This window comes from Streptomyces pyxinae, assembly GCF_024756275.1.
Classification (GTDB): domain Bacteria; phylum Actinomycetota; class Actinomycetes; order Streptomycetales; family Streptomycetaceae; genus Streptomyces; species Streptomyces pyxinae.
In genome coordinates, this window is record NZ_JANUGQ010000005.1 from 47,339 (window position 1) to 73,432 (window position 26,094).

Consider the following 26,094-nt stretch of genomic DNA (forward strand, 5'->3'; position numbering starts at 1 on the left):
GTCGTGGAAAGGGGCCGTGCGGTGCAGCGGGTGGGGCAGTGCGGCGCGGCCCGCACAAGATCGGCGGCCGGCCGGTGCGCAGGGTACCGCCCCCAGATGAACGACCGGCCGGGGCCGCGCGCCGGGCCGCCCGAGGGGCCGTCACCGGGCGCGCAGCCGGTGTCGTTTGCGCCAGGCGACCAGGGCGCCGGCGCAGCCGGTCACCGCGATGAAGCCCAGCGCCAGCAGGAACGCGGGCGAGGCCGGTGAGCCCGCCGCGCTGCCGGCGACGACATACGCGGCGGTGTTGGGCACCGAGCCGATACCGGTGGCGAGCAGAAAGGGCGCGTAACCAGTCCGGGAGAGCGCCGCGCAGTAGTTGGCGGCGGCGAACGGGACGCCGGGGAAGAGCCGGAGCGCCAGCACCGAGCGGAACCCGTGCCGGCTCAGCTGTCCGTCCGCCGCCGTCAGCCAGCGCCCGCGCACCAGCGGCCGCAGCGCCTCCCGGCCGAGCAGCCGGCCCAGCGTGAAGGCGATCCCCGCCCCGAGCACCGTCCCGGCCACCGCCGCCACCACCCCGGCCCACGAGCCGAACAGCGCGCCGGCCGCCAGATTGAGAATCGGGCGCGGCACGAAGGCGGCGGTGCAGAGGCCGTACGCCAGGGCGAACAGCACCACGGCCGCCGCGCCGTTGACCTGGGGCGGCCAGCCGGCCGACAGCAGTCTCTGCGGCTCGAACAGCGCCACCGAGACACCGGCGGCGGCGAGGACCACGACGAGCAGGGACAGCCGCGACCGGGGCGACAGCAGGGCCCGGGAGCAGCGGACGGCGAGTCCGGCCGAGGGCCGGACGACGGGGTCGAGCATCCGGGGAGACTAACCGACGCACTCCGATGATCGCCGTAACCCGGCTCCCAGGACGGGGGAGAGAACCGTCACGTCGCCGGGCGCATCCCCCGGGCGCGTACGGAAACTGCCGGAGCGTCAGGTCCCGGCGGAGCACCCCTGCCCCAGGCCCCCGCGCGATCCCGACCCCGAGGTTCCCGCCCGGCCGGCCCCGGGTCCCGCACGGCTCCCGCCCCCGGGGGCCCGTGCGGCTCTCTCGGCCCGGGGCCGTGCGGCCTCGTGCCCCAGAAGGCGTTTGCCCGGCCCCCGCCCGGGGATCCCCGCAGGGTCCCGCCCCGGGTGCCCCGTGCGGCCCCGCCCCGGGGGGACCCCGCGGGGCCCCGCACAATGGGACGGTGGACGAGCCCCTTCCCGTACTCCGTCAGGTCGATCACGGCACCGCGAAACTGCTGCCCGATGTGGACCGTGCCCGTGCCTGGCTGCTGACCGTGGACGGGGCGCCCCAGTCGTACGTCGATCTGGACGACCCCACCCATCTGGAGTTCGAGTACGCCCGCCGGCTCGCCCATGCCGTGGACTGCGCGGCGCCCGAGGGCGAGCCGCTCGATGTGCTGCACCTCGGCGGCGGGGCGCTCACCCTGCCCCGGTACGTCGCCGCCACCCGGCCCGGGGCCCGGCAGCGGGTGGTGGAGGCCGACCGGGGGCTGGTGGAGCTGGTGGAAGAGGTGCTGCCGCTGCCGGCCGGCTCCGGGGTCACCGTGCACCCGGCCGACGCCCGTGCCTGGCTGGCCGGGGCGCCCGCGCGGTCGGCGGACCTGCTGATCGCGGACGTCTTCGGCGGCTCCCGGGTGCCCGCGCATCTCACCTCCGTCGACTACGCCCGCGTGGCCGAGCGGGTGCTGCGCCCCGACGGGGTGTACCTGGCCAACCTGGCGGACGGGGCACCGTTCGGCTTCCTCCGCTCCCAGCTCGCCACCTTCGCCTCGGTCTTCACGGAGCTGGCGCTCGTCGCCGAGCCCGGGGTGCTGCGCGGCCGGCGGTACGGCAATGTGGTGCTGGTCGCCTCCCACCGGCCGTTCGACACCGCCCGGCTGGCCCGGCGGGTGGCCGCCGACGCCTTTCCGGCGCGGGTGACGGACGGGGCGGCGCTGGCCGCGTTCACCGGGGACGCCGTTCCGGTACGGGACGAGGACGCGGTGCCCTCACCCGAGCCGCCCGGCGGGGCTTTCGGCATCGGCTGAGGGAACGCTCCCGTCGGTCGCGGCCGTCGACTCGGTGCCCGCCGGCCCGGTGGGTACGGCTCCGCCGGCGGCCGGCCCGGTGCGCCGGGTGAGGTTGCGGACGTCGGGCACCAGCAGCACCAGTCCGGTCACCAGCACGACCAGCGCCGCGCAGCCCCAGAGCGCGGTGCCCCGGCCGACCAGGTTCTCCACCGGTCCGGCGAGACCGGTCGCCAGCGGCAGCATCGCCGTCGAGCCGAACCAGTCGTACGCCGAGACCCGGGAGAGCTTCTCCTCCGGGATCTCCTGGTGCAGGGCGGTCATCCAGGCCACCCCGAACCCCTCCAGGGTGACCCCGCTGACGAACATCACCGCCGCCAGCGCCTCCACCGGCAGCGGTACCGCCAGCGCCGCCGATGGCAGGGCGAGCGGGAAGACGCAGAGGGTGCCGACGAGCAGCAGCCGGCGCGGCTTCCAGCGCATCATCAGCACCGCGCCGCAGAGCGTGCCGACGCCGAACGCGGCCAGCGCCAGCCCCCAGGGCCGGGCCCCACCCAGGTGATCCCGGGCGACCAGTGGCCCGTACACCGCCTCGGCGGCCCCGATCACCGCCACCACCACCGCGAACTGGGCCACGATCGACCAGAGCCAGGGCCGGCTCACGAACTCCGTCCAGCCGTCCCGGAGATCGGCGAGCAGACCGCCGCCGGGCGTCCGCTCGGCGACATGGCTCACGTCCAGGAACGCCCGCAGCGTCCCCGCCACCGCGAAGGCCGCCGCGTCGATGGCCAGCACCCAGCCGGGGCCGACCACGGCGATGAGGGCACCGCCCAGCGCGGCGCCGCCGATGCCCGCGCCGTTCATGGCCAGCCGGAAGAGGGCGAAGGCGCGGTTGGTGTGCTCGCCGCTGACGCTGGAGAGCAGCATGCCCTCGGCGGCCGGGTTGAAGAACGCCTGGCCGGTGCCGCAGAGCGCGGTCAGCACCATCATCTGCCAGAGCCTCGGCTCGCCGGCCAGCACCAGCAGCGCGAAGAGCCCCTGCGAGACGCAGTTGAGCGCGTTGGCGGCGACCATCACCCGGTGGCGCGGCAGCCGGTCCGCGAGCGCCCCGCCGACCAGCAGGAAGAGCACCAGCGGCAGGGTGCGGGCGGCGGTGACCAGGCCCACGTCCCCGCCGTCGCCGCCGGTCTCCAGCACGGCGAAGGCCGCCGCGATCAGCGCGCCATGGGTACCCAGATTGGTCACCACGGCGGCGGAGGTGAGCAGCAGGTAATTCCGGTCCGCCCAGCGGGGCCGGGCCGGGTCGGCCGGGGGTGTCGCCGGTCCTGACGGTGGACCGGGCTCGGGCTGGTGTGCGGCGGCGGGAGAACTCACGCCGAGACTATCGCCGCCGGCGTGCCCGTCCGCCAAACCGTTTCGCCGCCGTCCTCTTGCCGGTGGGCCCGGCCGGTCCCGTACCGGCATCGCCCACCGGTGGATCCGACCGGTCCGCGGCGCCGTGGCCTTCGGCGCGCCCGCCCGGTCCGTGGCACCGTGGCCTGCCGGCACGCCCGGCCGGTACGTACCGGCGGAGCCGGCTGCCGGAAGCCCGCCGGGGCTCCGCCCGTCAGGAGCCCGCCGGGGCCAGGCGTACCGTGCCCAGGATCTGCTGGACGGTGGCTTCGGGCAGCTCGTCCGGCACGCCCTTGGCGCCGTACAGGATCCAGCTGACGAAGTCGCCCGCGCTGTTCTTGAAGCCGAAGGCGATGGACTTGCCGTCCGAGTCGCACCGGCCGGACTTCTTGGTGCCCACGGCGGTGGCGGTGGCGACATGGCCGGTCAGCCCGGACCTGGCGGTGAACGGCTGGGCCTTGGAGACCTTCACCACTCCCTTGGGCTCCTGCTGCGCATAGGCCGCCCAGACCCAGTTGGCGGCCGCGACCGTGGCCACCTCCGCGGTGTTCCTGGCGCCCTGGGCGCCCTTGGAGCCGGCCGTGGCGAGCCCGGTCTTCTCCTGGCTTCCGTCGTGGTCGGCGTCCTCCGAGCACCAGGCGGACTTGTACTCGGCCGGGCTGCTCATGGTGACGACCGGCCTGCCGTCGCCGGCCTTCAGGTCGTCGAAGCCGATGTAGGAGCCCGGCGACCGCACCTCCCAGGTGGGCGGCACGTCGAACAGGGTGCCGTACTTGGGGTTGAAGACGACCTTCCAGCCGGGGACGGTCGGCTTGGCGGCGCCGGCGCCGCTCCGGGGGTTGGCGGCCGGCGGGGAACTCGCGGTGTCCGCCGCCGGCGCCGAGCCGGCCGGACCGGGAGCGGCGGCCGAGGAGCCGGCGCTCCGGCCGGCCGTCACCTGGCTGGGGTCCTTGTCGCCCGTGTCGTCCTTGTTCCCCAGGACCAGGAAACCGGTCACTCCGGCGGCCGCCAGCACCGCGAGGGCCGCGACGATCGCGGTGACGGTCGTCTTCTTCCGGTTTCCGCCGTCCGGCGGTACCGGGGCGCCCGGCTGCTGTCCGGGCACGGCGTACGCCCCGACGGTGGGCTGCTGGTACGGGTTGGGAGCACCGTGGCCGGCCGGCGGCGGGCCGGGCGGCAGGTGGCCCGGCTGGGTGGGCGGTTGCGGCGGCCCCGGCTGCTGATAGGGGTTCGGCTGCTGGTACCCCGGCTGCCGGTACGGGTTCTGATGCTGCTGCTGGTTCCCCTGGGCCCGCGGATCCTGCGGGTCCTGCTCGCCCCCGGGCGGCTGCTGTCCTGGCCACATGGCGAGTAACCATAGAGGGGAGCGAAAGGTCTCCGCCACGTCCGCTCCGATGGCCGGAAACGCCCCTGTGCGGTGGTGCCGTCCCGTTCCGGACCGGTTCGCGCCCTTCCCGGCCGGGATCCCCGTCCTCCCCCCCCCGAGCGGGGTTCCCCTCCTCTCTCACCAGGGTTCCCGTGCTTGCTACTGCCTGGTAACTTCGGGGCATGTCCGAGACCCCGCCGAACATCGGCGACATGCTGCTGGCCACCGTGCCCATGGCCAAGACCCTGAACCTGGAGGTCGTGGAGGCCACCGCCGAGCGGGCGGTGCTGCGTCTGCCCGACCAGGGCGCGTTCCACAACCACGTCGGCGGCCCGCACGCGGGCGCGATGTTCACCCTGGCCGAGTCGGCCAGCGGCGCCATCGTCATCGGAGCCTTCGGCGACCAGATGAACCGCGCCGTGCCGCTCGCCGTCCGGGCCGAGATCGGCTACAAGAAGCTCGCCATGGGAGTGGTGACCGCCACCGCGACGCTCGGCCGCACCAAGGCGGAGGTCGTCGCGGAGCTGGACGCCGGGGAGCGTCCGGAGTTCCCGGTGAACATCGAGATCACTCGCGAGGACGGCGGCGTCACCGGTGAGATGACCATCGTCTGGACCCTGCGCCCCCACTCCTGAGTCCCGCGCCCGGAGTCTCCGGTCCCGCCCGGCCGGCGGTCCGGGAACTCCGCCGCCCGCCGGGCCGTCTGTCCCACCGGGTAGGCTGCCCGGCGAGTGCGCCGTGTCGCGGGCACCGGGCAGCAGCGGACCAGTACGGAGGAACCGGCGGTGCACGTTCAGGAATGGCTCGAGACCGTGCCGGCGGTCAGCATCTATGTGCTGGTGGGCGTGGTCATCGGTCTGGAGAGCCTCGGTATACCGCTGCCGGGCGAGATCGTCCTCGTCAGCTCCGCGCTGCTCGCCTCCCAGCACGGACAGATCAACCCCTATGTACTCGGCGCCTGTGCCACGGCCGGCGCCATCGTCGGTGACTCCATCGGCTATGCCATCGGCCGCAAGGGCGGTCGCCCGATGCTCGCCTGGCTCGGCGGGAAGTTCCCCAAGCACTTCGGCGAGGCCAATATCGCGACGGCCGAGCGGTCCTTCCAGAAGTGGGGCATGTGGGCCGTCTTCTTCGGCCGGTTCGTGGCGCTGCTGCGGATCTTCGCCGGGCCGCTGGCCGGCGTCCTGCGCATGCCGTACTGGAAGTTCCTCATCGCCAATGTCCTCGGCGGCATCGTCTGGGCCGGCGGCACCACGGCCGTCATCTACTCGGTGGGCGTGGTCGCGGAGGCCTGGCTCAAGCGCTTCTCCTGGCTGGGTCTGGTGGCTGCGGTGCTGATCGGGCTCGTCTCCATGCTGGTGCTCAAGAACCGCGCCAAGAAGGCCGCCGCCCGAACCGCCGCCGAGCCCACCGCCTCCGGTACGGGCCAGGCCACTTCCGCCTCCGGTACGGCCCGGGCCACCACCGCCGACTGACCGGGGCGCGGACGGCGTACGGGGCAGGGCCGTACAGCGTGCGGAGCACGGCGCACGAGGCACGGGGCGGCGTACGGGGCGACACCTCCCAGACGACAGGAGAGACACGATGACCGACCGGGCGTTGCGGATGGGCGTGGCCGGGGCGGAGCCGAAGATCGATCCGGACGCCTTCACCGCCCCCACCTCCGTGGTGCTGGGCGATGTCACGCTGGCGGCCGGGGCGAGCGTCTGGTACCACGCCGTGCTCCGCGCCGACGGCGGCCCCATCGTCATCGGTGCCGACAGCAATGTGCAGGACAATTGCTCGGTCCATGTGGACCTGGGCTTCCCGGTGACGGTGGGGGAGCGGGTCTCGGTCGGTCACAACGCGGTGCTCCACGGCTGTGTGATCGAGGACGACGTGCTGGTCGGCATGGGCGCCACGGTGCTCAACGGCGCGCACATCGGCGCCGGTTCGCTGATCGCCGCGCAGGCCCTGGTGCCGCAGGGCATGCGGGTGCCGCCGGGCTCGCTGGTCGCCGGGGTGCCGGCCAAGGTCCGCCGCGAGCTGACCGAGGAGGAGCGCGAGGGCATCCGGCTCAACGCCGCCGCCTATCTGGAACTCGCCCGCGCCCACCGCGAGGCCCATGAGTCCGGCCCGGCGGGACCGGACACGCACTGATCGCGGGCCGGGGCACGGACTGATCGTGCGCCCGGACGCGGACTGATCGCGGGCCGGGGCACGGACTGGCCGTCGGCCGGGTCGCTCGCTCCCGGCCCGGTCCGGCCGCCGGCCCCGGGCACGGGCTGACCGGCCGTTCGGCCCGGGCGCCCGGGTGATGGTGAACGTCACAGTACGGCCGGGGGGCCGGGCCCGGCGGGGCGCACTACCGTGAGCGAGTGCCCAAGAACAGAAACACGTTCTCGTCTCTGACCGCCTGGCGGCGCCGGATGCTCTCCCGCGCCGTCCACCGCGGCTGGCACTGGGTACGCGAGGCCGGCGCGGTCACCGCCGAGCACCCCGGACGGCTGCGCTTCCGCAGGCTCGGCCCGGGCACCCGGCTCGCCTTTCCGCAGGGCACGGTGTTCGGCGAGGAGTGGATCGAGCTGGGGGACCACTGCATCATCGCGGAGCAGGTGACCCTCTCCGCGGGCATGCTGCCGGGCCTGGACCTCGGCCCCGAGCCGGTGGTCACCCTGGCCGACGGGGTGGTGCTCGGCCGGGGCAGCCATGTGGTGGCCGAGGCCCCGGTCAGCATTGGCGCCAACACCTTCTGCGGCCCGTACGTCTACATCACCTCGACCAACCACAGCTACGACGATCCGCACCAGCCGGTCGGCCGGCAGTGGCCGCGCGCCGAGCCCGTCCGGATAGGCCCGGGCTGCTGGCTGGGCACCGGGGCGGTGATCCTGCCCGGCGCCCGGCTCGGCCGCAATGTGGTGGTGGCCGCCGGGGCGGTCGTCCGGGGCGAGGTGCCGGACCACGCGGTGGTGGCCGGCGCGCCCGCCCGGGTGGTACGCCGCTGGGACGCCGAGAACGGCTGGCAGCCCCCGCTCCGTACGCCCCCGCCCGTCCCCGTACCGGACGGGCTCAGCCCCGAACAGCTGCTGGCGCTCGCGGAGTTGGGCGACGCCTGAGCCGTACCCGGCCGCCTCCCGGACGGGCAGCCGCCCACGGGCCCGGTGGCCGGCGGCAGGGGCGCTCGGCGCGGGCGGGCGGCCGGTCCCGGCGGCTCAGCCCAGGCGGGGGATCTCGATGGCGGGGCAGCGGTCCATCACCATGTCCAGGCCGGCCGCCCGGGTGCGCTCGTACGCCGCCCGGTCGATCACCCCGAGCTGGAACCAGACCGCCCGGGCGCCCTTGGCCACCGCCTCGTCGGCCACGGCCCCGGCCAGCTCGCTGTTGACGAAGACGTCCACCACGTCCACCGGGAACGGGACGTCCGCCAGTGAGGCGTACCCCCGCTCCCCGTGCACCGTCTCGGCCTTGGGGTGCACCGGCACGATCCGCTTGCCGAACCGCTGGAGCACGGCGGCCACCCCATGGGCGGCGCGGGCGGTGTTGTTGGAGAGCCCCACCACCGCCCAGGTGTCGCCGCTCTCCCGCAGGATCCGCCGGACGGCCGCCGCCTCGTACCCGGCCTCGCCGTTCTCCCCGCTTTGCCCGTTCTCCCCGCTCTGCCGCTGTCCTTCGTCCCCGGTTCGCTCGTTCCGCTCCGCCACCGCTCCGTACCTTTCCTCGTCGTACGCGCTTCTCCACCGGGCCAACCGGCCGGCCGCCCGGCTGATTCCCGTACCCGCGTCCGCCGGGAGCCGTCCGCCGGCCCTGGGCCGGTCCGGCCGGGCGGAGAGACGGCCAGGTCGGAGGGCATAGGCTGGCGGGATGCAGGAGGAGTACCGGACCGTCGCCCGCGCGGGCACCCATGAGACCGAGATCAGCCGGTCGCGCTTCATCTGCGCGCTGGCCCCCGCCGCCACCGAGGCGGAGGCCCAGGAGTTCGTGGCTCGCGTCCGCCGGGAGCACCCCACCGCCACCCACAACTGCTACGCGTACGTCATCGGCGCGGACGCGGGCGTGCAGAAGGCGAGCGACGACGGCGAGCCCGGCGGCACCGCCGGGGTGCCGATGCTCCAGATGCTGCTGCGCCGGGACGTGCGGTACACCGCCGCCGTGGTCACCCGGTACTACGGCGGGGTCAAGCTCGGCGCCGGCGGGCTGATCCGGGCCTACGGCGGGGCGGTCGGCGAGGCGCTGGACACGCTCGGCACCCGGACCCGGCGGCGGTTCCGGCTGGTCACCGTCACGGTGGACCACCAGCGGGCCGGAAAGCTGGAGAACGATCTCCGGGCGGGCGGCAGGGCGGTGCGGGACGTGCGGTACGCCGAGGCGGTCACCCTGGAACTGGGGCTGCCCGACGCCGAGGTGGCGGAGTTCCGGTCCTGGCTGGCCGACGCCACCGCCGGGTCCGCCCGGCTGGAGCTCGGCGGCGAGGCGTACGGCGACGCCTGAGCACGCGCCATCACCCCCGGCGCCCCGCGACGGCACCGGGGCGACGCCCGCGCGGGTTGCCGTTCTGCGTGCGCACCTGGCGGTCGCCGTCGGTGGCGGCCAGGAGAGCTGCGGCGCCGAGGACGGCGGCCGTCCGTGCCGCCCGGGCCATCCGTGCCGCCCGGGCCGGGCGGGAGTGCCGGGAATCGGCTGCGGCGCCGGGCCCGGGCCCCGTACCGTGGGCGCTCGGCGGGTCGCCCGGCGCCGGGCGACGGCCCGGTCGTGGGCGGTCACCGGCCGGGAGGCGTGCGCGGAGGCGGGTGCGGGGACGGCCCGGCGGGACGTTAGCGTGGACCGACCGACCGACCGACCGACCGACCGACCGAACCGACCGAACCGACCGACCGGCGGGCCCGGCCGGATGGCCGGTTCGGTCGGATGCCCGGGGCCCTCGGGCCGGCGCGGGCGCGGGTGCGGGAGCCATGGCGGCGAGCGCGGGCCGCCGGGCGATGCGTGACGAGCGATGCGGAACGAGCGGTGCGAAGCAGCGGAGCAAGGGGAGACAGGGGAGACATGCGGGTCGGAGAGGTCGTATGAGGCTGCTGCACACCTCGGACTGGCACCTGGGGCGCTCGTTCCACCGGGTGAGCCTGCTCGACGCCCAGGCGGCCTTCCTCGACCATCTGGTGGCCGTGGCCCGGGAGCGCGAGGTGGACGCCGTCCTGGTCGCCGGGGACATCTACGACCGGGCCATCCCGCCGCTGCGGGCGGTCGAGCTGTTCGACGCGGCCCTGCACCGGCTGGCGGCGGCCGGGGTACCCACCGTCATGATCTCCGGCAACCACGACTCGGCCCGCCGCCTCGGCGTGGGCGCCGGGCTCATCGAGCGGGCCGGCGTCCATCTCCGTACCGACCCGGCCGGCGCCGGGACGCCGGTGCTGCTGGCCGACGCCCACGGCCCGGTCGCACTCTACGGCCTGCCCTACCTCGAACCGGCCCTGGTGCGGGAGTCGTTCGGCGTCCGGAAGGCGAGCCACGCGGCGGTGCTCGGCGCCGCCATGGACCGGGTCCGCGCCGATCTCGCCACCCGGCCGCACGGCACCCGCTCGGTCGTCCTGGCGCACGCCTTCGTGGCCGGCGGCCTGCCGAGCGAGAGCGAGCGGGACATCACCGTCGGCGGGGTGCAGTCGGTGCCCGCCGGGGTCTTCGACGGCGTCGACTACGCGGCCCTGGGCCATCTGCACGGCTGCCAGACGGTCGGTGAGCGGGTGCGCTACTCCGGCTCCCCGCTGGCGTACTCCTTCTCCGAGGTCCACCACCGCAAGACCATGTGGCTGGTCGATCTGGGACCCGCCGGGGAGATCGCCGCCGAGCGGATCGACTGCCCGGTGCCCCGGCCGCTCGCCCGGATCAGCGGGCGCCTGGACGAGCTGCTCGCCGACCCGGCCCTCGCCCGCCACGAGGACGCCTGGGTGGAGGCGACCCTGACCGACCCGGTGCGCCCCGCCGAACCGATGGCCCGGCTGGCCCGCCGCTTCCCGCACACCCTCAGCCTGCTCTTCGCGCCGGAGCGGGCCGCCGACGACCCGGCCCGCTCCTACGCCCAGCGGCTGCGCGACCGCGACGACCGCCAGATCGCGGAGGACTTCGTGGCCCATGTGCGCGGCGCCGGACCCGACGCCCCCGAACGGGCCACCCTGGCCGAGGCGTTCGAGACCGTACGGATCGCGGCGGCGGAGCGGGAGGCGGCCGGATGAGGCTCCACCGGCTGACCGTCACCGCCTTCGGGCCGTTCGCCACCGCCCAGCACATCGACTTCGACGCGCTGGGCGAGGCCGGGCTCTTCCTGCTGCACGGACCCACCGGCGCCGGCAAGACCTCGGTGCTCGACGCGGTCTGCTTCGCGCTGTACGGGGCGGTGCCCGGCGCCCGGCAGAGCCCCGGCACCACACTGCGCAGCGACCACGCCCCGGCCGGGACACCCACCGAGGTGGTACTCGACCTCACGGTCGCCGGGCGGCGGCTGGAGATCACCCGGCGCCCCGCCCAGCAGCGCCCCAAGCGGGGCGGCCGCAGCGGGTACACCACCGAGCGCGCCTCGTCCGGGCTGCGCGAGTACGACCCGGTCACCGGCGCCTGGCAGGCGCTCAGCCGCTCCCACCAGGAGATCGGCGACGAGATCACCGAGCTGCTCGGGATGAGCCGGGAGCAGTTCTGCCAGGTGGTGCTGTTGCCGCAGGGCGACTTCGCCCGCTTTCTGCGGGCCGACGCCGAGGCCCGGGGCAAACTGCTCGGCCGGCTCTTCGACACCCGCAGGTTCGCCGCCGTCGAGGAACGCCTCGCGGAGCTGCGCCGCGCCTCCGAGCAGCGGGTCAAATCGGGCGACGAGCGGCTGCTGGCGCTCGCCCACCGGATGGGCCAGGAGGCCGCCGGGGCCGCCGGGGAGTGGCCGGCGCCCGCCGCCCGGCCGGGCGAGCCCGGGCTCGCCGCCGAGGTGCTGGCCTGGGCCGCCGTCGCCCGCTCGGGCGCCCGGGAGCGGCTGGCCGCCGCCGGCTGCGCGCTGGACGCCGCCGGGAGCCGCCGGGCCGCCGCCGCACGGCTGCTGGAGGACGCGCGCGAACTGGCCGCCCGGCAGCGGCGGTACGCGGACGCCGAGCTGCGCCGGGCCGAACTGGCCGGGCGGCGGGGCGAGTACGAGGAGTGGCGGGCCGCGCTGGACCGGGCCCGGCGGGCCGACCGGGTGGCCGGGCCGCTGGCGCTGCGGGACGACGCCGAGGCACGGCACCGGGCGGCGGTGGCCGGCCACGACCGGGCCCGGGCCGCGCTGGAACCGGAGCTCGCCGGGGCCGGGCCCGAGCAGCTCGACGACCGGGCCCGGCGGGCGCGCCGGGAGCTGGCCGAACTGGACGCCGCCCGGGGGGCCGAGCGGCGCCGGGACGAACTCGCCCGGGAGCGCGCCGACTCCGACCGGGAGGCGGGCGCCGACGAGGAGACCCGCCAGGAGGCGGCCGGCTGGCTCGACGGCTGGGCGTCCCGCCGCCGGGAGCTCCAGGAGCGGATCGACACCGCCCTGGAGGCCGGGACCCGCGCCGAGCGGCTGGCCGGCCGGATCGAGCCCGCCCGCCGCCGGCTCGCCGCCGCCCGCCGCCGGGACGAGCTGGCCGGCCGGGTCACGGCGGCCGAGCGGGAGCTGAGCGCCACCCGGGAGCGCGCCAACACGGCCCATGAGAGCTGGCTCGACCTGCGCGAACGCCGGCTGCGCGGGATCGCCGCCGAGCTGGCGGGACGGCTGGCCGACGGGGAGCCCTGCGCGGTCTGCGGCTCCCCGGACCACCCGGCGCCCGCCCGCGCCGGGGACGGCCATGTGGACCGGGCGGCCGAGGAGACGGCGTACGCGGAGCACACCCGCGCCGACACGGCCCGGGGCGAGGCCGAGCGTGCCCTCGCCGTCGTCCGGGAGGCCCTGACGGCGGCCCGGGCCGAGGCGGTGGACGCCCCGGGCGACCCGCAGCCGCCGGTCGCGGCACTCGCGGAGCTGGTGGCCGGTCTGGCGGACGAGCACGCCGGGGCGCACGCCCTCGCCGCCGGCACCCACGCCGCCCGGGAGGCGCTGGACCGCGCCGAGCGGGAGCACACCGAACGCCTCGCCGTCCGCCAGGAGGCCGAGCGCCGGATCGCCGCCCGCACCTCCCGGCGGGAGGCCCTGGACGAGCAGATCGCCGCGCTGGAAGCCGAGTTGGCGCGGATCCGGGGCGGCGGCACCGGCACCGTCGCGGAGCACGCCGCCCGGCTGGAGGCCCGGATCGAGCGGCTCACCGGGGCCACCGAGGCGGCCCGGGCGGTCGAGGACACCGCACGGCGGCTCAAGGAGGCCGAGGGCGCGCTCTCCCAGGCGGCCTTCCGGGCCGGGTTCGACACCTCCGACGAGGCCGCCGCCGCGCTGCTCGGCGACGACGCCCGGCGGGAGCTCCAGCACCGGCTGGACGCCCGGGCGGCCGAGGAGGCGGCGGTCGCGGACCGGCTCGCGGAACCGGAGACCCGGGCCGCCGCCGGGCGTCCGCCCGCCGACCCGGCCGCCGCCGAGGCCGCCCACACCGCCGCCGAGGAGGCGCTGCGGGCCGCCCACACCGCGCTCGCCGCCCACCGGGACCGGTGTGCCGAACTCGACCGGCTCTCCCGGGAGGCGGCCCGCGAGGCGCGCGGACTCGGACCGCTGCGCGCGGAGTACGACCGGGTGGCCGGGCTCGCCGGGCTGACCGCCGGCACCTCCGCCGCGAACGAGCGGAAGATGCGGCTGGAGTCGTACGTCCTCGCCGCCCGCCTGGAGCAGGTGGCCGCCGCGGCGACGGCCCGGCTGAGCCGGATGTCGGGCGGGCGGTACACCCTGGTCCACTCCGACGCCCGGTCCGGCACCCGCAGATCCGGACTCGGACTCCATGTGGTGGACGCCTGGACCGGCCGGGAGCGGGACACCGCCACCCTCTCCGGCGGGGAGACCTTCTTCGCCTCGCTCGCCCTGGCGCTGGGCCTCGCGGACGTGGTGACCGAGGAGGCCGGGGGCGTACGGCTGGACACCCTCTTCATCGACGAGGGCTTCGGCAGCCTGGACGACCAGACCCTGGACGAGGTGCTGGACGTGCTGGACTCGCTCCGGGAGCGGGACCGCTGCGTCGGCATCGTCAGCCATGTCGCGGACCTGCGCCGCCGGGTCCCGGCCCAGCTGGAGGTCGTCAAGGAGCGTGGCGGCTCGGCGGTCCGGCTCCGTACGTACGCGGGCTGAGGGGCCCGGGCCCGGGCTTCCCGGGGCCGAGTGCCCCTTCGGGCCGGAGGAAGGCCGTGACCGCGGGCCGCCCCGGCGCGGGGCGATGCGCCGGGTACGCGCCGGCCGCCTCCCACTCGGCTGCCCCCGGCCGGGTACGCCGGTCCGGGGCCGCCCGGCGGGCGCTGCTTCTCCCGGGCGGCGGGTGCCGGGGCCCTCGTGGGCCGCCGGGGCCGGAGCCGTGGGCCCTGTCCGGCGGCCGGGGCGCGGGCACGGCGCCGGAGCCGTACGACGCGAAGCCGCACGACTCGGATCCGTACCGCTCCGAGCCGGTGTGCCCGGCGTGACGCCGGTGCGGGCCCGGCGCGGGAAGCGGCTCACCACCACCACGGCTCCGGCCCCGGTACGGCTGTGCGGCCGGTACGGTTCCGGTCACCGGCCCGACTCCGCGACGGTCGCGGGGCCGGAGCCCGTACGGCTCCGCACCGGTGCGGCACCGGCACCCGTGCCGTTCCGCACCCGGTACGGCACGGGTGCCCGTACGGCTGCCGGGCCGGCGCCCGCAGCCGGTACCGGCCGGGAACCCGGACGGTTCCGTCGACTCGTCGGCACCGCCCGCCGGTCGGCGCGGGCTCAGAGCCGGGACAGCTCGTCCACCAGGTCGTCCAGGCCCAGCGGGCCCTGGGACAGCGCGGCCATGTGCCACTTCTTGGCGTCGAACGCGGCGCCGCGCGCCTTGCGGGCGTTCTCCCGGCCCAGCAGCCAGGCGCGTTCGCCCAGTTTGTAGCCGATCGCCTGGGCCGGGGTGGAGAGATAGCGGGTCAGCTCGCTCTCCACGAAGGTGTCCGGCCGGCCGGTGTGGCGCCGGAAGAACTCCTGGCCCAGCTCCGGCGTCCAGCGCTCGCCCGGCCGGAACGGCGAGTGCGCCGGGATCTCCAGCTCCAGGTGCATGCCGATGTCCACGATCACCCGGCAGGCACGCATCATCTGGGCGTCCAGATAGCCCAGCCGGCGTTCCGGGTCGGGCAGGAAGCCCAGTTCGTCCATGAGCCGCTCGGCGTAGAGCGCCCAGCCCTCGGCGTTGGCGCTCACCCCGCCCACGGTGGCCTGGTAGCGGGAGAGCTGGTCGGCCACGTGCACCCACTGGGCGAGCTGGAGATGGTGGCCCGGCACGCCCTCGTGGTACCAGGTGGAGACCAGGTCGTACACCGGCCAGCGGGTCTCGCCGTCGACCGGCAGCCAGGTGCGGCCGGGACGCGAGAAGTCCTCCGAGGGGCCGGTGTAGTACGGCGCCGCCGCGCCGCCCGGCGGGGCGATCCGGGACTCCACCCGCCGTACCCGCTCGGCCAGTTCGAAGTGGGTGCCGTCCAGCGCGTCGATCGCCTCGTCCATCAGGCCCTGGAGGTAGAGCCGTACCTCCTCCACGCCCTCGATATGGGTGCCGTGGACGTCCAGATGGGCCAGCGCCTCCCACGGGTCGGAGTCGGGCAGGATCTTGTCCGCCTCGGTCCGCATCTCGCCGAGCAGCCGGTGGTACTCGTCCCAGCCGTAGGCGTACGCCTCGTCCAGGTCGAAGTCGGTGCCGTTGAAGTAGCGGGACCAGCGGGCGTACCGCTCCCGGCCCACCGTGTCCGGCGCGCCCTCGACGCCCGGCGCGTACACCTCGCGCATCCAGTCGCGCAGCGCCCGTACCGCCTCGGTGGCCCCGTGCGCCGCCGTCTCCAGCTCCGCGCCGAGCACCGCCGGGCCGTCGGCCGCGAACGCCTCGAACCAGCCACGCCCGCCGTGGATCCCGCCGGACCACTCGGTGAGCTGGCCGATGAAGGTGGCGGTGGCCCGGGGGCCGCCCAGCAGGCCGCGTTTCAGGCCCAGTTCGAGGGAGGAGCGGTAGCCCTCCAGGGCGGCGGGCACCGCCCGCAGCCGCTCGGCCACCGCCGCCCAGTCGTCCTCCGTCGCGGTCGGCATCACCGTGAACGCCATCCGGACACTGTGCGCGGGGGAGCGCAGATTGCCGACCGCGCGGAGCCCCTCCTCGGCCTCGTGCACGGCGAGTTCGGCGGTCAGCCGCTCGCGGAGCAGCCGGGCGCAGCGCCGTTCCGCGTCGCCGGCGGCCCCGGGCAGCCGCTCCGCCGCGTCGAGCCGGCGGAGGGTCTCCCGGGCGAGCGCGGCGAGTTGCTCCTGACCGGCCGGGGAGAGATCGGGCAGGAGCCCGGCGCTCGTCCGCACGCCGAGATAGGTGCCGGTGATCGGGTCGAGCTCGACAAGGTCGTCCACATGGGCGTCGGCGACCTGGCGGGGGAGAGCGCTGCTGGCGGTGTCTGGCATGCGGCCATCCTTCTATGCCGCCGGGGCCGCCGTCATCCGTGCCCGGCGGCGTCCGGAGGCCGGTCGGCCGACATGCGCGCAGGCGGGGGGAGGGGCGGCAGCAGCGGGCCGCAGTGCCACTGCTGGAAAATCAGCCGGGTCTCCACCCGGGCCACCTCCCGCTGTGAGGTGAACTCGTCGATCACGAGTCGTTGCAGGTCAGCGGTGTCCGCCACGGCGACGTGCACCAGATAGTCGTCCGGTCCCGCCAGATGGAACAGCGCCCGGGACTCCGGCAGGGCGCGAATCCGCTCCACGAACGGGCCGATCAGCTCCCGGCGGTGCGGGCGTACCTGGACCGAGAGCAGTGCTTCGAGTCCGCGTCCGAGTTTGGCCGGATCCAGTCGTAGCTGGTGGCCCAGGATCACCCCGGTCCGCCGCAGCCGCGCCACCCGGTCCAGACACGTGGAGGGGGCGACACCCACCTCGGCGGCCAGATCCCGGTAGGTGGTCCGGGCGTCGTTCTGCAGAAGGCGCAGAATGTGCAGATCGACCGGATCCAGTACGACGGAATCAGCCATGCGGCGAACGTAGCACGGGGTTTCCCCGCCGTGCCCCGTCCGGTGTTCACAGTGCCGCCATGGACATGTTCAAGGAGGGAGGCGCGGGTGCCACCGGCACCCCGGACGCCTCCGGAACGTTCCCCCGCTCCCGCCCGCAGGCTTCCACGGCACCTTCCCCGGCCCCCTCCATGGGTTCTCCCGCGACCGCCTTCTCCCCGGCCTGCGGTACGGCCCCCCGGGGCGACCGGGCGTTCGCCACCGAGGCGGTGCACGCCGGGCGCGAGGACCTGGCGGCCCAGGGGCTGCACGCGGTGCCGCTGGACTTCTCCACCACCTACCCCTCCGCCGACGCCCGGGCCGAAGCGGCCCGGGTCGACGCCTTCGCCGCGACCGGCGCCCGGCCCGCGGGCCCGCCCGTCTACGCCCGGCTCGACAACCCGACCACCGCCCGGTTCGAGACCGCGCTCGCCCGGCTGGAGGGAACGGAGAGCGCGGTCGCCTTCGCCAGCGGCATGGCCGCGCTCACCGCCGTACTGCTGGCCCGGTCGAGTGCCGGTCTGCGCCATGTCGTCGCCGTCCGCCCGCTCTACGGGTGCAGCGACCATCTGCTCACCGGCGGGCTGCTCGGCACCGAGGTCACCTGGACCGATCCGGCGGGCATCGCGGCGGCGATCCGGCCGGACACCGGCCTGGTGATGGTGGAGACCCCCGCCAACCCGACCCTCGCCGAGGTGGACGTACGGGCCGTGGCGCACTCCTGCGGCTCGGTGCCGCTCCTGGTCGACTCGACCTTCGCCACCCCGGTCCTCCAGCGGCCGGCCGGCGACGGGGCGCGGATCGTCCTGCACAGCGCCACCAAGTACCTGGGCGGCCACGGCGACGTACTCGGCGGGGTGGTCGCCTGCGACGAGGAGTTCGCCGCCCAGCTCCGGCGGATCCGGTTCGCCACCGGGGGAGTGCTCCACCCGATGGCCGGCTATCTGCTGCTGCGCGGTCTGGCCACGCTGCCGGTACGGGTACGGGCCGCCTCCGGCTCCGCCGCCGAGCTGGCCCGGCGGCTCGCCGTGGACCCGCGCGTCGCCCGGGTGCGCTACCCGGGGATCGGCGGGGCCATGGTCGCCTTCGAGGTGTACGGCGACCCGCACGACGTGATCGCCGGAGTGCGGCTGATCCCCCCCGCCGTGAGCCTCGGCAGCGTGGACAGCCTCATCCAGCACCCGGCCTCCATCAGCCACCGGGTGGTGGACGAGGGCGACCGGCGGGCGGCCGGCGTCAGCGACCGGCTGCTCCGCCTCTCGGTCGGCCTGGAGGACGTCGAGGACCTCTGGCGCGATCTCGCCGAGGCGCTCGGCGACCGGACCGGCGGGGCCGGCCGGCTCAGCGCTCGGCCCGGCCGGCCGGCCGCAGCCGGGGCGCACCGGACGGGTCCAGCCGCGCGGTGATGACCAGGGTGCCCTCCTCGATCTGGAAGTCCAGGGGGAGGCGGAGCGCCCGCATCGCCGTCACCATGCCGGTGTTGGACGCCTGGGTGACCGCGTAGACGCTCTCGCACCGCGCCTCGGTGGCCAGCGCCACCAGCCGTTCGAGCAGCGCGGCGCCGACGCCCCGGCGCTGCCAGTCGTCCTCCACCAGCAGGGCGACCTCCGTCTCGTCGCCGTCCCACAGCAGATGGCCCAGGGCGACGAGACGGCCCCCGGCGGTCTCCGCCGCGAGGGTCCGCCCGAAGCGCGGGCTCAGCAGATGGCCGAGATAGCGGTCGGCGTCCGCGACCGGCCCGTGGTACCGCAGCCCCAGGGTCCGGTCCGAGCAGCGGTCGTGCATCGCCCGCGCGGCCGGCAGATCGTCCGGCCCGGCCCGGCGGACCGTGATCCGGTCGCCCTCCGGCAGCAGGGCCACGTCCCGGTCGTGCGGCATCCGGGGCCCGAGCCGCGCGTCCAGCTCCACCAGCGCCCGGGCGCGGGCGAACTCGGTCGGGGTGAACGGCAGATAGGGCCGCTCGACGGTGAGCACACCGCCGTTCGGGTCCCGCAGCCGCATCACCGTCTCGCCCCGTTCCAGCGCGCCCTCCACCGGGGCGGTGGCCCCGGTCGGCCGGCCGCTCAGCGACACCGCGGGCACCGAGTGGATGGTGCAGCGGCCCAGCAACTGACGCAGAGCCAGCGGAAGTTCGGCGGCGTCCAGCGCGGTGCGAGTGGCCAGCCCGAGCACCCGGGTCGGGGTGTCCACCAGATCGTGGGCGTCCGCCCGCTCGGCCCAGGTGTCCCGGCCGCCCGCTGTCGCGACCGCGCGGTTCAGCTCGGCGGGCCGGAGCGCGGCGGGGGCGCGCAGCAGGAACTCGTCCACCGTACCGTCGGCCAGCGGATGGGTCTGGAGGGTGAGGATGTCGACACCGAGCCCGGCCAGGGCCGTGCACAGCGCGGCCAGACTGCCGGGCTCGTCGCGCACGGTGGTACGCATCCGCCACAGCGCGGTACCGGCCGCCGCCCGCCCACCGCCGGCCGGCGCCCCGGCGGCGGAGGCCCCGGCGGACGGTGCCGCCGAGGTCTCCGGTGCCGGGACGCCGCCGGTATCGGTGCCCGGCGGGGCGGGTGGGGCATGGCCGGGGCGGCGGGACCACCAGATGTGGAAGCCGGCCGTGGCGAGCAGCGCGATCGCGGAGACCACCAGCAGATAGGGCCCGTCCGGGCCGTGGGCCACGGTGTTGGCGACGGCGTCCGCCACGGCCACCGCCGTGAACAGGGCGGCCAGCTCGACCAGGTCCCGGCGCCAGTGGTGGCGGTGAGAGCGGTGGTGGCGGGTGTGCTCGCGGGTGCTCTTCGCGGATGTCGCAGGGGTCATACCGGCACTCTGGCGGAGTGGTGTTGCGTGATCACAAACGCTTTGTGACTGATGGGTTAAGCGCCGCTCTGGTCCTCCGGTGTCCGGTTTTCTCCCTCCTTCGGTCACCCGGACGGCGGCCCCGGCCACCTGGTGGATCACCCGCATGGCGGACCCAGGCCACCTGGCGGATCACCCGGACGGACCGGGAGGCGGATCACCGGACGGACCGGGGGCCGGGACGGCGGCGGTGGTGGCGGGGCTGGGGTGGGGGGTGCCGTGAGAAGGGGGCCGGTGTTCCTCACTCGACCGGGGTGTTGGCCCATGCGCGGGCGCAGAGGACCAGCCGGTAGCCGTCCGGGTCCTCGATGGTGACGCCCCACTCGTTCCAGTACGGGTTGGGCGAGGCGACCTGCCTGCCGCCGTACTCCTCCAGCCGGGCCACCAGCCCCGCCGGCACGGGCTCCGCCAGACAGACGACGAGCAGGTCCTCCTCGGTGGGGCGCGGTTCGACGGGGTGGGCCGCCTCGTGCACCAGCTCCAGGTGCCAGCCGGCCTCCGGCCACCCCAGCATCAGCAGCGCGTGCTCGCCCGGGCGCCGCCCGCCGGGGTCGCGGTGCACCACCCGCAGCCCCAGCCCTCCGGACCAGAACCGCTCGGCCGCGGCGAGATCGCGGCACGGGCGGGCGACGCGGATGTGCGAGGAAGCACCGAGGGGCATGACGGTCCTGCCTTCCGGGAGGTCCGAGGGGTTCGGGGGAGTCGAGGAACACGCCCTCATCCTGGCCGGGCCACCGCCGGCCGGTCGATCGGACTTTCGCCCCCGGTCCCCGGACGGAACGGGTCCCCGACTCCCGGCGGAGCCGCGCCCGGTCCCGTCTCCCGGCGGCGGTCGCGGCCCCGGTCCCCGACCGCCGGGAATCCGCCACGCGTCGCCGGAGCCCGTACCGCCGCCGCGCCCGCACGGTCGGCTGCCGGCCGGGCACGGAGAGCGAGCCGTCCGGCATTGGTCTTGACCAAGGGGGTGTGCCGTCCTATGGTCGAGCGGTTAGTGCAGGAACCTTTAATAAACAAGGCCACGGAAAGCCGGTCGGCGGCGCGGCGATGGCGGAGGATCAGGGTGGGGACCACGCAGCTGGAGACGGTGCCGGAGCCCAAGTACTGGCACCTTCGGACCGTTCTCGCGGAAGCACTCGACTCGGAGTTCGCGGTGGGGGAGATCCTGCCCAACGAGCGTGAACTCGCCGCCCGCTTCGGCGTCGCCCGGGCCACGCTCCGCCAGGCCCTGGAGCAGTTGGAGCTCGAAGGCCGCCTCCAGCGCCGGCGCGGTGTCGGCACCACCGTCGCCCCGCCCCGGATGGGGGTGGACGTCTCCACCTCCCAGCACGCCTGGCCGGACGCCTCCGACGAGGGCTGGGACCCGGTGGACTGCGCCTCGGCCGTGCCGCCCGCCGCGGTGGCCCGGCTGCTGGAGCTGGCCGGGGACGAGGCCGTACACACCGTGCGCCGGCTGCGCTTGAGCCACGGCCAGGCCCTCGCCGCCGAGCAGCTGTACGTCCCGGCCGCCTCCGTGCCCGGGCTCCCGGCCGCCGACGCCCCGGCCGGTCAGGACCGCGCCCGGGCGGTGCTGCGCGAGCTCCAGCGCCTCAGCCTGGCCGGCCAGGACCGGTCGGTGGAGCTCGGCTCGGCCCGGGCGGACGACGCCCGCGAGCTGGACCGGCTGCCGGGCGCCCCGGTGCTGGTCGTCACCACCCGCTATCTCTCGGCCGGCCGGACCGCCGCCGTCTCGGTGGCGACCTACCGCGCCGACACCTGCCGGCTCACCTTCGGCGACGCGGGCGACTTCCGCATCGCCTCCTGAGCCACCGCCGGGGTCTCACCCGGCCGGCCCGCGCCCCGGCCGGCCCGGCCGGGGAATTCCCGGCTCCCCGTCCGGGTCCGCCGTCCCGGGTCCCCGCCTCAGCGGCGGGCCGTCACCGTGCCCTCCACCGCGAACAACTGCTCCTCGACATGGTCGAGCGCCAGCCGCAGCGCCCCGGTGGCCACCACCGCCTCGCCCAGCAGGGACAGCGCCACCCGGGGCGGGCGCAGACAGAACCGCGCCAGCTCGTCCCGGAGCGGCTGGAGCACCCCGTCCAGACCGGCCGCCCAGCCGCCGACCACCACCAGCTCCGGATCGAGCGCCAGCACCAGCGCGGCCACATCGTGCACCAGCCGCTGGATGAACCGGTCCATCGCCGCCCCGGCCCGCGCGTCCCCCTGCCGGGCCAGCGCGAACACCTTTGCCACCGCCTGTTCGTCCAGCGGGTGCAGCGGCTCGTCCGTCGTCGAGAGCAGCGCCTCCGGGGTCGCCTCCCGGCCCAGCAGATGCAGCGCGCCGATCTCCCCGGCGGCTCCGCCGTACCCCCGGTGCAGCCGCCCGCCGATCAGTGAACCGGCCCCGGGGCTCAGCCCGGCCAGGACGAAGACGATGTCGTCCGAGTCGCTGGCGGCGCCCTTCCACTGCTCGGCCACCGCCGCCGCGTTGGCGTCGTTCTCCACCAGCACCGGGCAGCGGAACGACCGCCGCAGCCGCTCGCCCAGCGGCAGCCCGGTCCACCCGGGCAGCGCCGTGCCCAGCCGTACCCTCCCGTCCGCCTCGACGATGCCGGGAGTGCCGACCCCGACCGCCCGCAGGCTGTCCCGGGCCACCCCGGACCGGCGCAGCAGATCCGCGACCACCGACCGGACCCGGTCGAGCCGTTCGTCCGCCGGGGCGTCCTCCCGTACCTCCCGGGACCCGGCGCCGATGATCCGCCCGTCGAGACCGGAGATCAGCGCGGCCACCCGGTGCGGGCCGATCTCGATGCCCAGCAGATGCCCGGCCTCCGCGCGGAAGCGGAACCGCCGGGCCGGACGCCCCTGGCGCCGCGCCTCACCCCCCTCGGGCGCCGCCTCCACCACCAGGCCGCTCTCGATCAGACCCTCGGTGACCCCTTCGACGGTCGGCCGTGAGAGCCCGGTGATCCGGGTCAGATCGGTGAGCGTGAGCAGATCGGCGCCGCGCAGCGCATGGAGTACCACCGCGGAATTGATCCGCCGCAACAGCGACGGATCGCCGCCGGTCAGCCGCCCCACGGTGTGTCCTCCCAGGTCGAGCGCGTGTCTGCCGGATGGTACTCAATGGCCGCCGGGGCGGCGAGCGCCCCCCGGCCACCCGCCGCCCCGCCCCGCCGGCACCCGGCCCCTCCTCCGGCCGTGCCCGCGACGGCCCGCGCCCTCCTCCGGCCGTGCCCGCGTCGGCCCGCGCCCTCCTCCGGCCGTGCCCGCGTCGGTCCGTGCCCGCGTCGGTCCGTACCCGCGGTGGCCCGCGCCCGCGTCGGTCCGTACCCGCGGTGGCCCGCGCCCGTGATGGCCCGTACCTGTGGCGGCCCGCGCCAGCCACGGCCCGTGCCCGTGACGGCCCGTGCCCGTGACGGCCCGTGCCCGTGACGGCCCGTGGCCGCGCCCGCGACGGCTCGCGCCCGCGACGGCTCGCGCCCGCGACGGTCCGTACCTGTGGCCGCCCACACGAGCCACGGCCCGCGCTCGTGACGGCCGCCGTCCGGCCGCTCCTCGCTCCGGCCGGCGCCCCCGCCCGTACCTCCGCCGGGCCGGGACCCGCCCGGACGACCGGTCGCCGGCGGACGGCACCGCTGGCCCCCGGTGACGGAACGCCAATTGTCGGTGGGGCGGGCTTTACTGGAGCCATGACCACGGCCCGGCATCTGCTGACCATCGATCAGCTGCGCTCCCGCCCCTTCCCCGGGCGGCGCGGCAGGTCCGGCGCGGTCGAGAGCGGTCCGGGTTTCCATCTGGCCGAGCTGGCCGCCGGTGAGGCGTTCCACGAGGACGGCGGCGCCGGCCGGGCGGCGGCCGAGGAGCAGTACGACGCCGAGCGCGAGGCCCTCGCCCTGCTGCTCGCCGGCCGCTGGGGGCCGCCGCAGCGGTTCGGCCTCTGGTCGCTGCGGCGGCGCGCCCTGGCCGGCGAGGAGATACCGGAGCCCTGGGCCGGGCTCGCGCACACCGTGCCGGACCTGTACCTCTGGCGGGTGGGGGAGCGGTGGCTGGCGCTGGGCGTGGCGCAGTGGGGTCCGGAGCTGGCGTTCCAGCTGCTCGCCGCCGTCACCACGACCGACCCGCCCTGAGCCGGCCCGCCCCGCCCCCTGAGCCGGCCCGCCCCGTACGGGGTCCCGAGTCGGCCCGGGGCGAGCCGGGGGAGCCGTCGGCCGGGGCGCCATTCTGCCGGGGTCGCCCGGGGGCACCCGCCCGCCGACCGGTACCGTCCGGAGCCGGGGCACCGGCCCCGGCTCCGGGCGCGCCGCTGTCTCCGGCTCAGGACCTGGGCGGCTCGCCGGCGGCGGCCCGCAGCCGGCCGAACTCCTCGGCCATGGTGGTGAGCGACCAGTGCGCGTTGAGCCCGCTCGGGTTGGGCAGCGCCCAGATCCGGGTGTCGCCGATGGTCCGCTCCTGCGGGCCTATGCGGGCCGCCCGGTCACCGAAGGCGGTACGGTACGCGGTCACCCCGGCCACCGCCAGCCAGCGCGGGCGCAGGGTCTCGACCTTCGCCGCCAGCAGCCGTCCGCCCTCGCGCAGTTCCTCCTCGGACAGCTCGTCCGCCCGGGCGGTGGCACGCGCCGCCACGTTGGTGACGCCGAGCCCGTACGACAGCAACTCCCCCTGCTCCGAGGGCTTCAGCCGGTGCGGGGTGAAGCCGGAGAGGTGCAGCACCGGCCAGAAGCGGTTGCCGGGCCGGGCGAAGTGCTCGCCCTTGACGGCGGAGAGCAGACCGGGGTTGATCCCGCAGAACAGCACGGACAGGCCGCTCGCGATCACATCCGGCACGGTGCGATCGCGAGCGGCCTCCAGCTCCTCGCGGGTGATCCGGCTCAGAGGATCGCCCCGGGGGCGTAACCGGCCGCCGCCGGGTGGCGCTTCGCCAGCTCCTCGATCCGGGTGACCACCACGCCGACCTGGGCGGCGGCGGCACCGGTGAACGACAGCCGGTCCGCCATCGCCGCGTCCAGCCCGGCCCGGTCCAGCGGGATGCGCTCGTCGGCGGCGAGCTTGTCCAGCAGTTCGTTCCGCTCGGCGCCGCCCTCGCGCATGGCCAGCGCCGAGGCCACCGCGTTCTCCTTGATGGCCTCGTGCGCCACCTCGCGGCCGACCCCCGCCCGCACCGAGGCCATCAGCACCTTGGTGGTGGCCAGGAAGGGCAGATAGCGGTCGAGCTCGCGGGCGACGACCGCCGGGAAGGCACCGAACTCGTCCAGCACGGTCAGGAAGGTCTCCAGCAGGCCGTCCAGCGCGAAGAAGGCGTCCGGCAGCGCCACCCGGCGGACCACCGAGCAGGAGACGTCGCCCTCGTTCCACTGGTCGCCGGCCAGCTCACCGGTCATGGAGGCGTAGCCGCGCAGGACGACCATCAGACCGTTGACCCGCTCGCAGGAGCGCGTGTTCATCTTGTGCGGCATCGCGGACGAGCCGACCTGGCCCGGCTTGAAGCCCTCGGTGACCAACTCGTTGCCGGCCATCAGCCGGATCGTCTTGGCGAGCGAGGAGGGCGCGGCGGCCAGCTGGACCAGGGCGGTGACCACCTCGTAGTCGAGCGAGCGCGGATAGACCTGGCCGACCGAGGTGAAGGCGTGCGCGAAGCCCAGATGGGCGGCGATCCGGCGCTCCAGCTCCGCCAGCTTGGCCGCGTCCCCGCCGAGCAGGTCCAGCATGTCCTGGGCGGTGCCGACCGGGCCCTTGATGCCGCGCAGCGGATACCGGCCGAGCAGCTCCTCGACCCGGGCGAAGGCGACCAGCAGCTCGTCGGCCGCGGTGGCGAACCGCTTGCCGAGGGTGGTGGCCTGGGCGGCGACATTGTGCGAGCGGCCGGCCATCACCAGCTCGGCGTGGTCGGCGGCCAGCCGGCCCAGCCGGACCAGCACCGCCACCGTACGGTCGCGCACCAGCTCCAGGGAGAGCCGGATCTGGAGCTGCTCGACATTCTCGGTGAGGTCGCGGGAGGTCATGCCCTTGTGGACCTGCTCATGGCCGGCGAGCGCGTTGAACTCCTCGATCCGGGCCTTCACATCGTGCCGGGTGACGCGCTCGCGCTCGGCGATGGAGGCCAGGTCCACCTGGTCGAGCACCCGCTCGTAGTCGGTGAGCGCGGCGTCCGGGACGTCGATCCCCAGGTCCTTCTGGGCGCGCAGCACGGCGAGCCAGAGCCGGCGCTCCAGCCTCACCTTCTCCTCCGGCGACCAGAGGACGGCCAGCTCGGTGGAGGCGTAGCGGCCGGCGAGGACATTGGGGATGCGGGGCTTCTCAGACGCAGCAGTCACGTGACCAGATTGTACTGTCGGTTTACGCAGGCCAGGGCCACGGTCCCGGTTG

At 76.0% G+C, this 26,094-nt stretch carries 22 protein-coding genes; 11 read left to right on the forward strand and 11 right to left on the reverse strand.

Features of this window, described 5'->3' with window-relative positions; all coding sequences use genetic code 11:
• Nucleotides 1-141 precede the first annotated feature (141 nt).
• Entirely contained in the window at nt 142-846 is a 705-nt protein-coding gene (locus NX801_RS08150) for a TVP38/TMEM64 family protein (protein ID WP_258786511.1), read from the reverse strand.
• 374 nt (nt 847-1,220) lie between these two features.
• Between NX801_RS08150 and NX801_RS08155 the strand changes: the two genes are divergently transcribed.
• Entirely contained in the window at nt 1,221-2,066 is an 846-nt protein-coding gene (locus NX801_RS08155; protein ID WP_258786512.1) for a spermidine synthase, read from the forward strand.
• Here NX801_RS08155 and NX801_RS08160 read toward each other — a convergent pair.
• Complete coding sequence (locus tag NX801_RS08160) at nt 2,028-3,419, reverse strand: MFS transporter (protein WP_428986098.1); 1,392 nt, start codon at nt 3,417-3,419, stop codon at nt 2,028-2,030. The two genes, NX801_RS08155 and NX801_RS08160, sit on opposite strands and share 39 nt — an antisense overlap.
• 232 nt (nt 3,420-3,651) lie before the next feature.
• Nucleotides 3,652-4,782 carry a DUF8017 domain-containing protein gene (locus NX801_RS08165; RefSeq protein ID WP_258786720.1) on the reverse strand — a complete coding sequence of 377 codons (1,131 nt, stop codon included), beginning with the start codon at nt 4,780-4,782 and terminating at the stop codon, nt 3,652-3,654.
• Between the two features lie 203 nt (nt 4,783-4,985).
• Here NX801_RS08165 and NX801_RS08170 point away from each other — a divergent pair, with 203 nt between their 5' ends.
• The 4 genes from NX801_RS08170 (at nt 4,986) to NX801_RS08185 (ending at nt 7,898) form a co-directional block, all read left to right on the forward strand.
• Nucleotides 4,986-5,438 (forward strand): DUF4442 domain-containing protein, encoded by a 453-nt coding sequence (locus tag NX801_RS08170; RefSeq protein ID WP_258786513.1) that lies wholly within the window; start codon nt 4,986-4,988, stop codon nt 5,436-5,438.
• Nucleotides 5,439-5,588: 150 nt separating this feature from the next.
• Entirely contained in the window at nt 5,589-6,278 is a 690-nt protein-coding gene (locus NX801_RS08175; protein WP_258786515.1) for a DedA family protein, read from the forward strand.
• Between the two features lie 109 nt (nt 6,279-6,387).
• On the forward strand, nt 6,388-6,942 hold the full coding sequence (locus tag NX801_RS08180; RefSeq protein WP_258786516.1) for a gamma carbonic anhydrase family protein: 555 nt from the start codon (nt 6,388-6,390) through the stop codon (nt 6,940-6,942).
• Between the two features lie 218 nt (nt 6,943-7,160).
• Complete coding sequence (locus NX801_RS08185; RefSeq protein WP_258786518.1) at nt 7,161-7,898, forward strand: acyltransferase; 738 nt, start codon at nt 7,161-7,163, stop codon at nt 7,896-7,898.
• A 96-nt stretch (nt 7,899-7,994) separates the two neighbouring features.
• Here NX801_RS08185 and NX801_RS08190 read toward each other — a convergent pair whose 3' ends face one another.
• The gene (locus NX801_RS08190; protein WP_258786721.1) at nt 7,995-8,372 is read right to left on the reverse strand and encodes a CoA-binding protein; all 378 of its coding nucleotides are present in this window, start codon (nt 8,370-8,372) and stop codon (nt 7,995-7,997) included.
• A gap of 271 nt (nt 8,373-8,643) precedes the next feature.
• On the opposite strand from NX801_RS08190, the gene NX801_RS08195 reads away from it, so the two are divergent.
• The 3 genes from NX801_RS08195 (at nt 8,644) to NX801_RS08205 (ending at nt 14,029) form a co-directional block, all read left to right on the forward strand.
• Nucleotides 8,644-9,270, forward strand: a complete 627-nt coding sequence (locus NX801_RS08195) for a YigZ family protein (protein WP_258786519.1) — start codon at nt 8,644-8,646, stop codon at nt 9,268-9,270.
• A 572-nt stretch (nt 9,271-9,842) separates the two neighbouring features.
• Entirely contained in the window at nt 9,843-11,006 is a 1,164-nt protein-coding gene (locus NX801_RS08200; protein WP_258786520.1) for an exonuclease SbcCD subunit D, read from the forward strand.
• The gene (locus NX801_RS08205) at nt 11,003-14,029 is read left to right on the forward strand and encodes an AAA family ATPase (RefSeq protein ID WP_258786522.1); all 3,027 of its coding nucleotides are present in this window, start codon (nt 11,003-11,005) and stop codon (nt 14,027-14,029) included. The genes NX801_RS08200 and NX801_RS08205 overlap by 4 nt, the downstream gene beginning before the upstream one ends.
• Nucleotides 14,030-14,641: 612 nt before the next feature.
• Here the strand turns inward: NX801_RS08205 and NX801_RS08210 are convergent.
• The gene (locus tag NX801_RS08210; protein ID WP_258786524.1) at nt 14,642-16,333 is read right to left on the reverse strand and encodes a DUF885 domain-containing protein; all 1,692 of its coding nucleotides are present in this window, start codon (nt 16,331-16,333) and stop codon (nt 14,642-14,644) included.
• Nucleotides 16,334-16,365: 32 nt separating this feature from the next.
• Nucleotides 16,366-16,893: an Lrp/AsnC family transcriptional regulator gene (locus NX801_RS08215; RefSeq protein ID WP_258786525.1), complete on the reverse strand. Its 528-nt coding sequence runs from the start codon at nt 16,891-16,893 to the stop codon at nt 16,366-16,368.
• A 170-nt stretch (nt 16,894-17,063) separates the two neighbouring features.
• Here NX801_RS08215 and NX801_RS08220 point away from each other — a divergent pair, with 170 nt between their 5' ends.
• Complete coding sequence (locus NX801_RS08220) at nt 17,064-18,317, forward strand: trans-sulfuration enzyme family protein (protein ID WP_258786724.1); 1,254 nt, start codon at nt 17,064-17,066, stop codon at nt 18,315-18,317.
• Here the strand turns inward: NX801_RS08220 and NX801_RS08225 are convergent.
• Nucleotides 18,253-19,713: a GNAT family N-acetyltransferase gene (locus tag NX801_RS08225; RefSeq protein WP_258786526.1), complete on the reverse strand. Its 1,461-nt coding sequence runs from the start codon at nt 19,711-19,713 to the stop codon at nt 18,253-18,255. The genes NX801_RS08220 and NX801_RS08225 overlap by 65 nt on opposite strands.
• Before the next feature lie 280 nt (nt 19,714-19,993).
• The gene (locus tag NX801_RS08230; RefSeq protein ID WP_258786528.1) at nt 19,994-20,413 is read right to left on the reverse strand and encodes a VOC family protein; all 420 of its coding nucleotides are present in this window, start codon (nt 20,411-20,413) and stop codon (nt 19,994-19,996) included.
• A 399-nt stretch (nt 20,414-20,812) separates the two neighbouring features.
• Here NX801_RS08230 and NX801_RS08235 point away from each other — a divergent pair, with 399 nt between their 5' ends.
• Complete coding sequence (locus tag NX801_RS08235) at nt 20,813-21,553, forward strand: GntR family transcriptional regulator (RefSeq protein WP_258786529.1); 741 nt, start codon at nt 20,813-20,815, stop codon at nt 21,551-21,553.
• A 98-nt stretch (nt 21,554-21,651) separates the two neighbouring features.
• On the opposite strand, the gene NX801_RS08240 is transcribed toward NX801_RS08235, so the two are convergent.
• Nucleotides 21,652-22,809 carry an ROK family transcriptional regulator gene (locus NX801_RS08240; RefSeq protein WP_258786530.1) on the reverse strand — a complete coding sequence of 386 codons (1,158 nt, stop codon included), beginning with the start codon at nt 22,807-22,809 and terminating at the stop codon, nt 21,652-21,654.
• A gap of 611 nt (nt 22,810-23,420) precedes the next feature.
• Between NX801_RS08240 and NX801_RS08245 the strand changes: the two genes are divergently transcribed.
• Nucleotides 23,421-23,858 (forward strand): hypothetical protein, encoded by a 438-nt coding sequence (locus tag NX801_RS08245; protein WP_258786531.1) that lies wholly within the window; start codon nt 23,421-23,423, stop codon nt 23,856-23,858.
• Nucleotides 23,859-24,045: 187 nt separating this feature from the next.
• On the opposite strand, the gene mug is transcribed toward NX801_RS08245, so the two are convergent.
• Nucleotides 24,046-24,603, reverse strand: a complete 558-nt coding sequence (gene mug / locus NX801_RS08250) for a G/U mismatch-specific DNA glycosylase (RefSeq protein ID WP_258786726.1) — start codon at nt 24,601-24,603, stop codon at nt 24,046-24,048.
• Nucleotides 24,600-26,042, reverse strand: coding sequence for an adenylosuccinate lyase (purB, locus tag NX801_RS08255; RefSeq protein ID WP_258786533.1), 1,443 nt, complete (start codon nt 26,040-26,042; stop codon nt 24,600-24,602). Before purB ends, mug begins: the two co-directional genes overlap by 4 nt.
• Between the last annotated feature and the right edge of the window lie 52 nt (nt 26,043-26,094).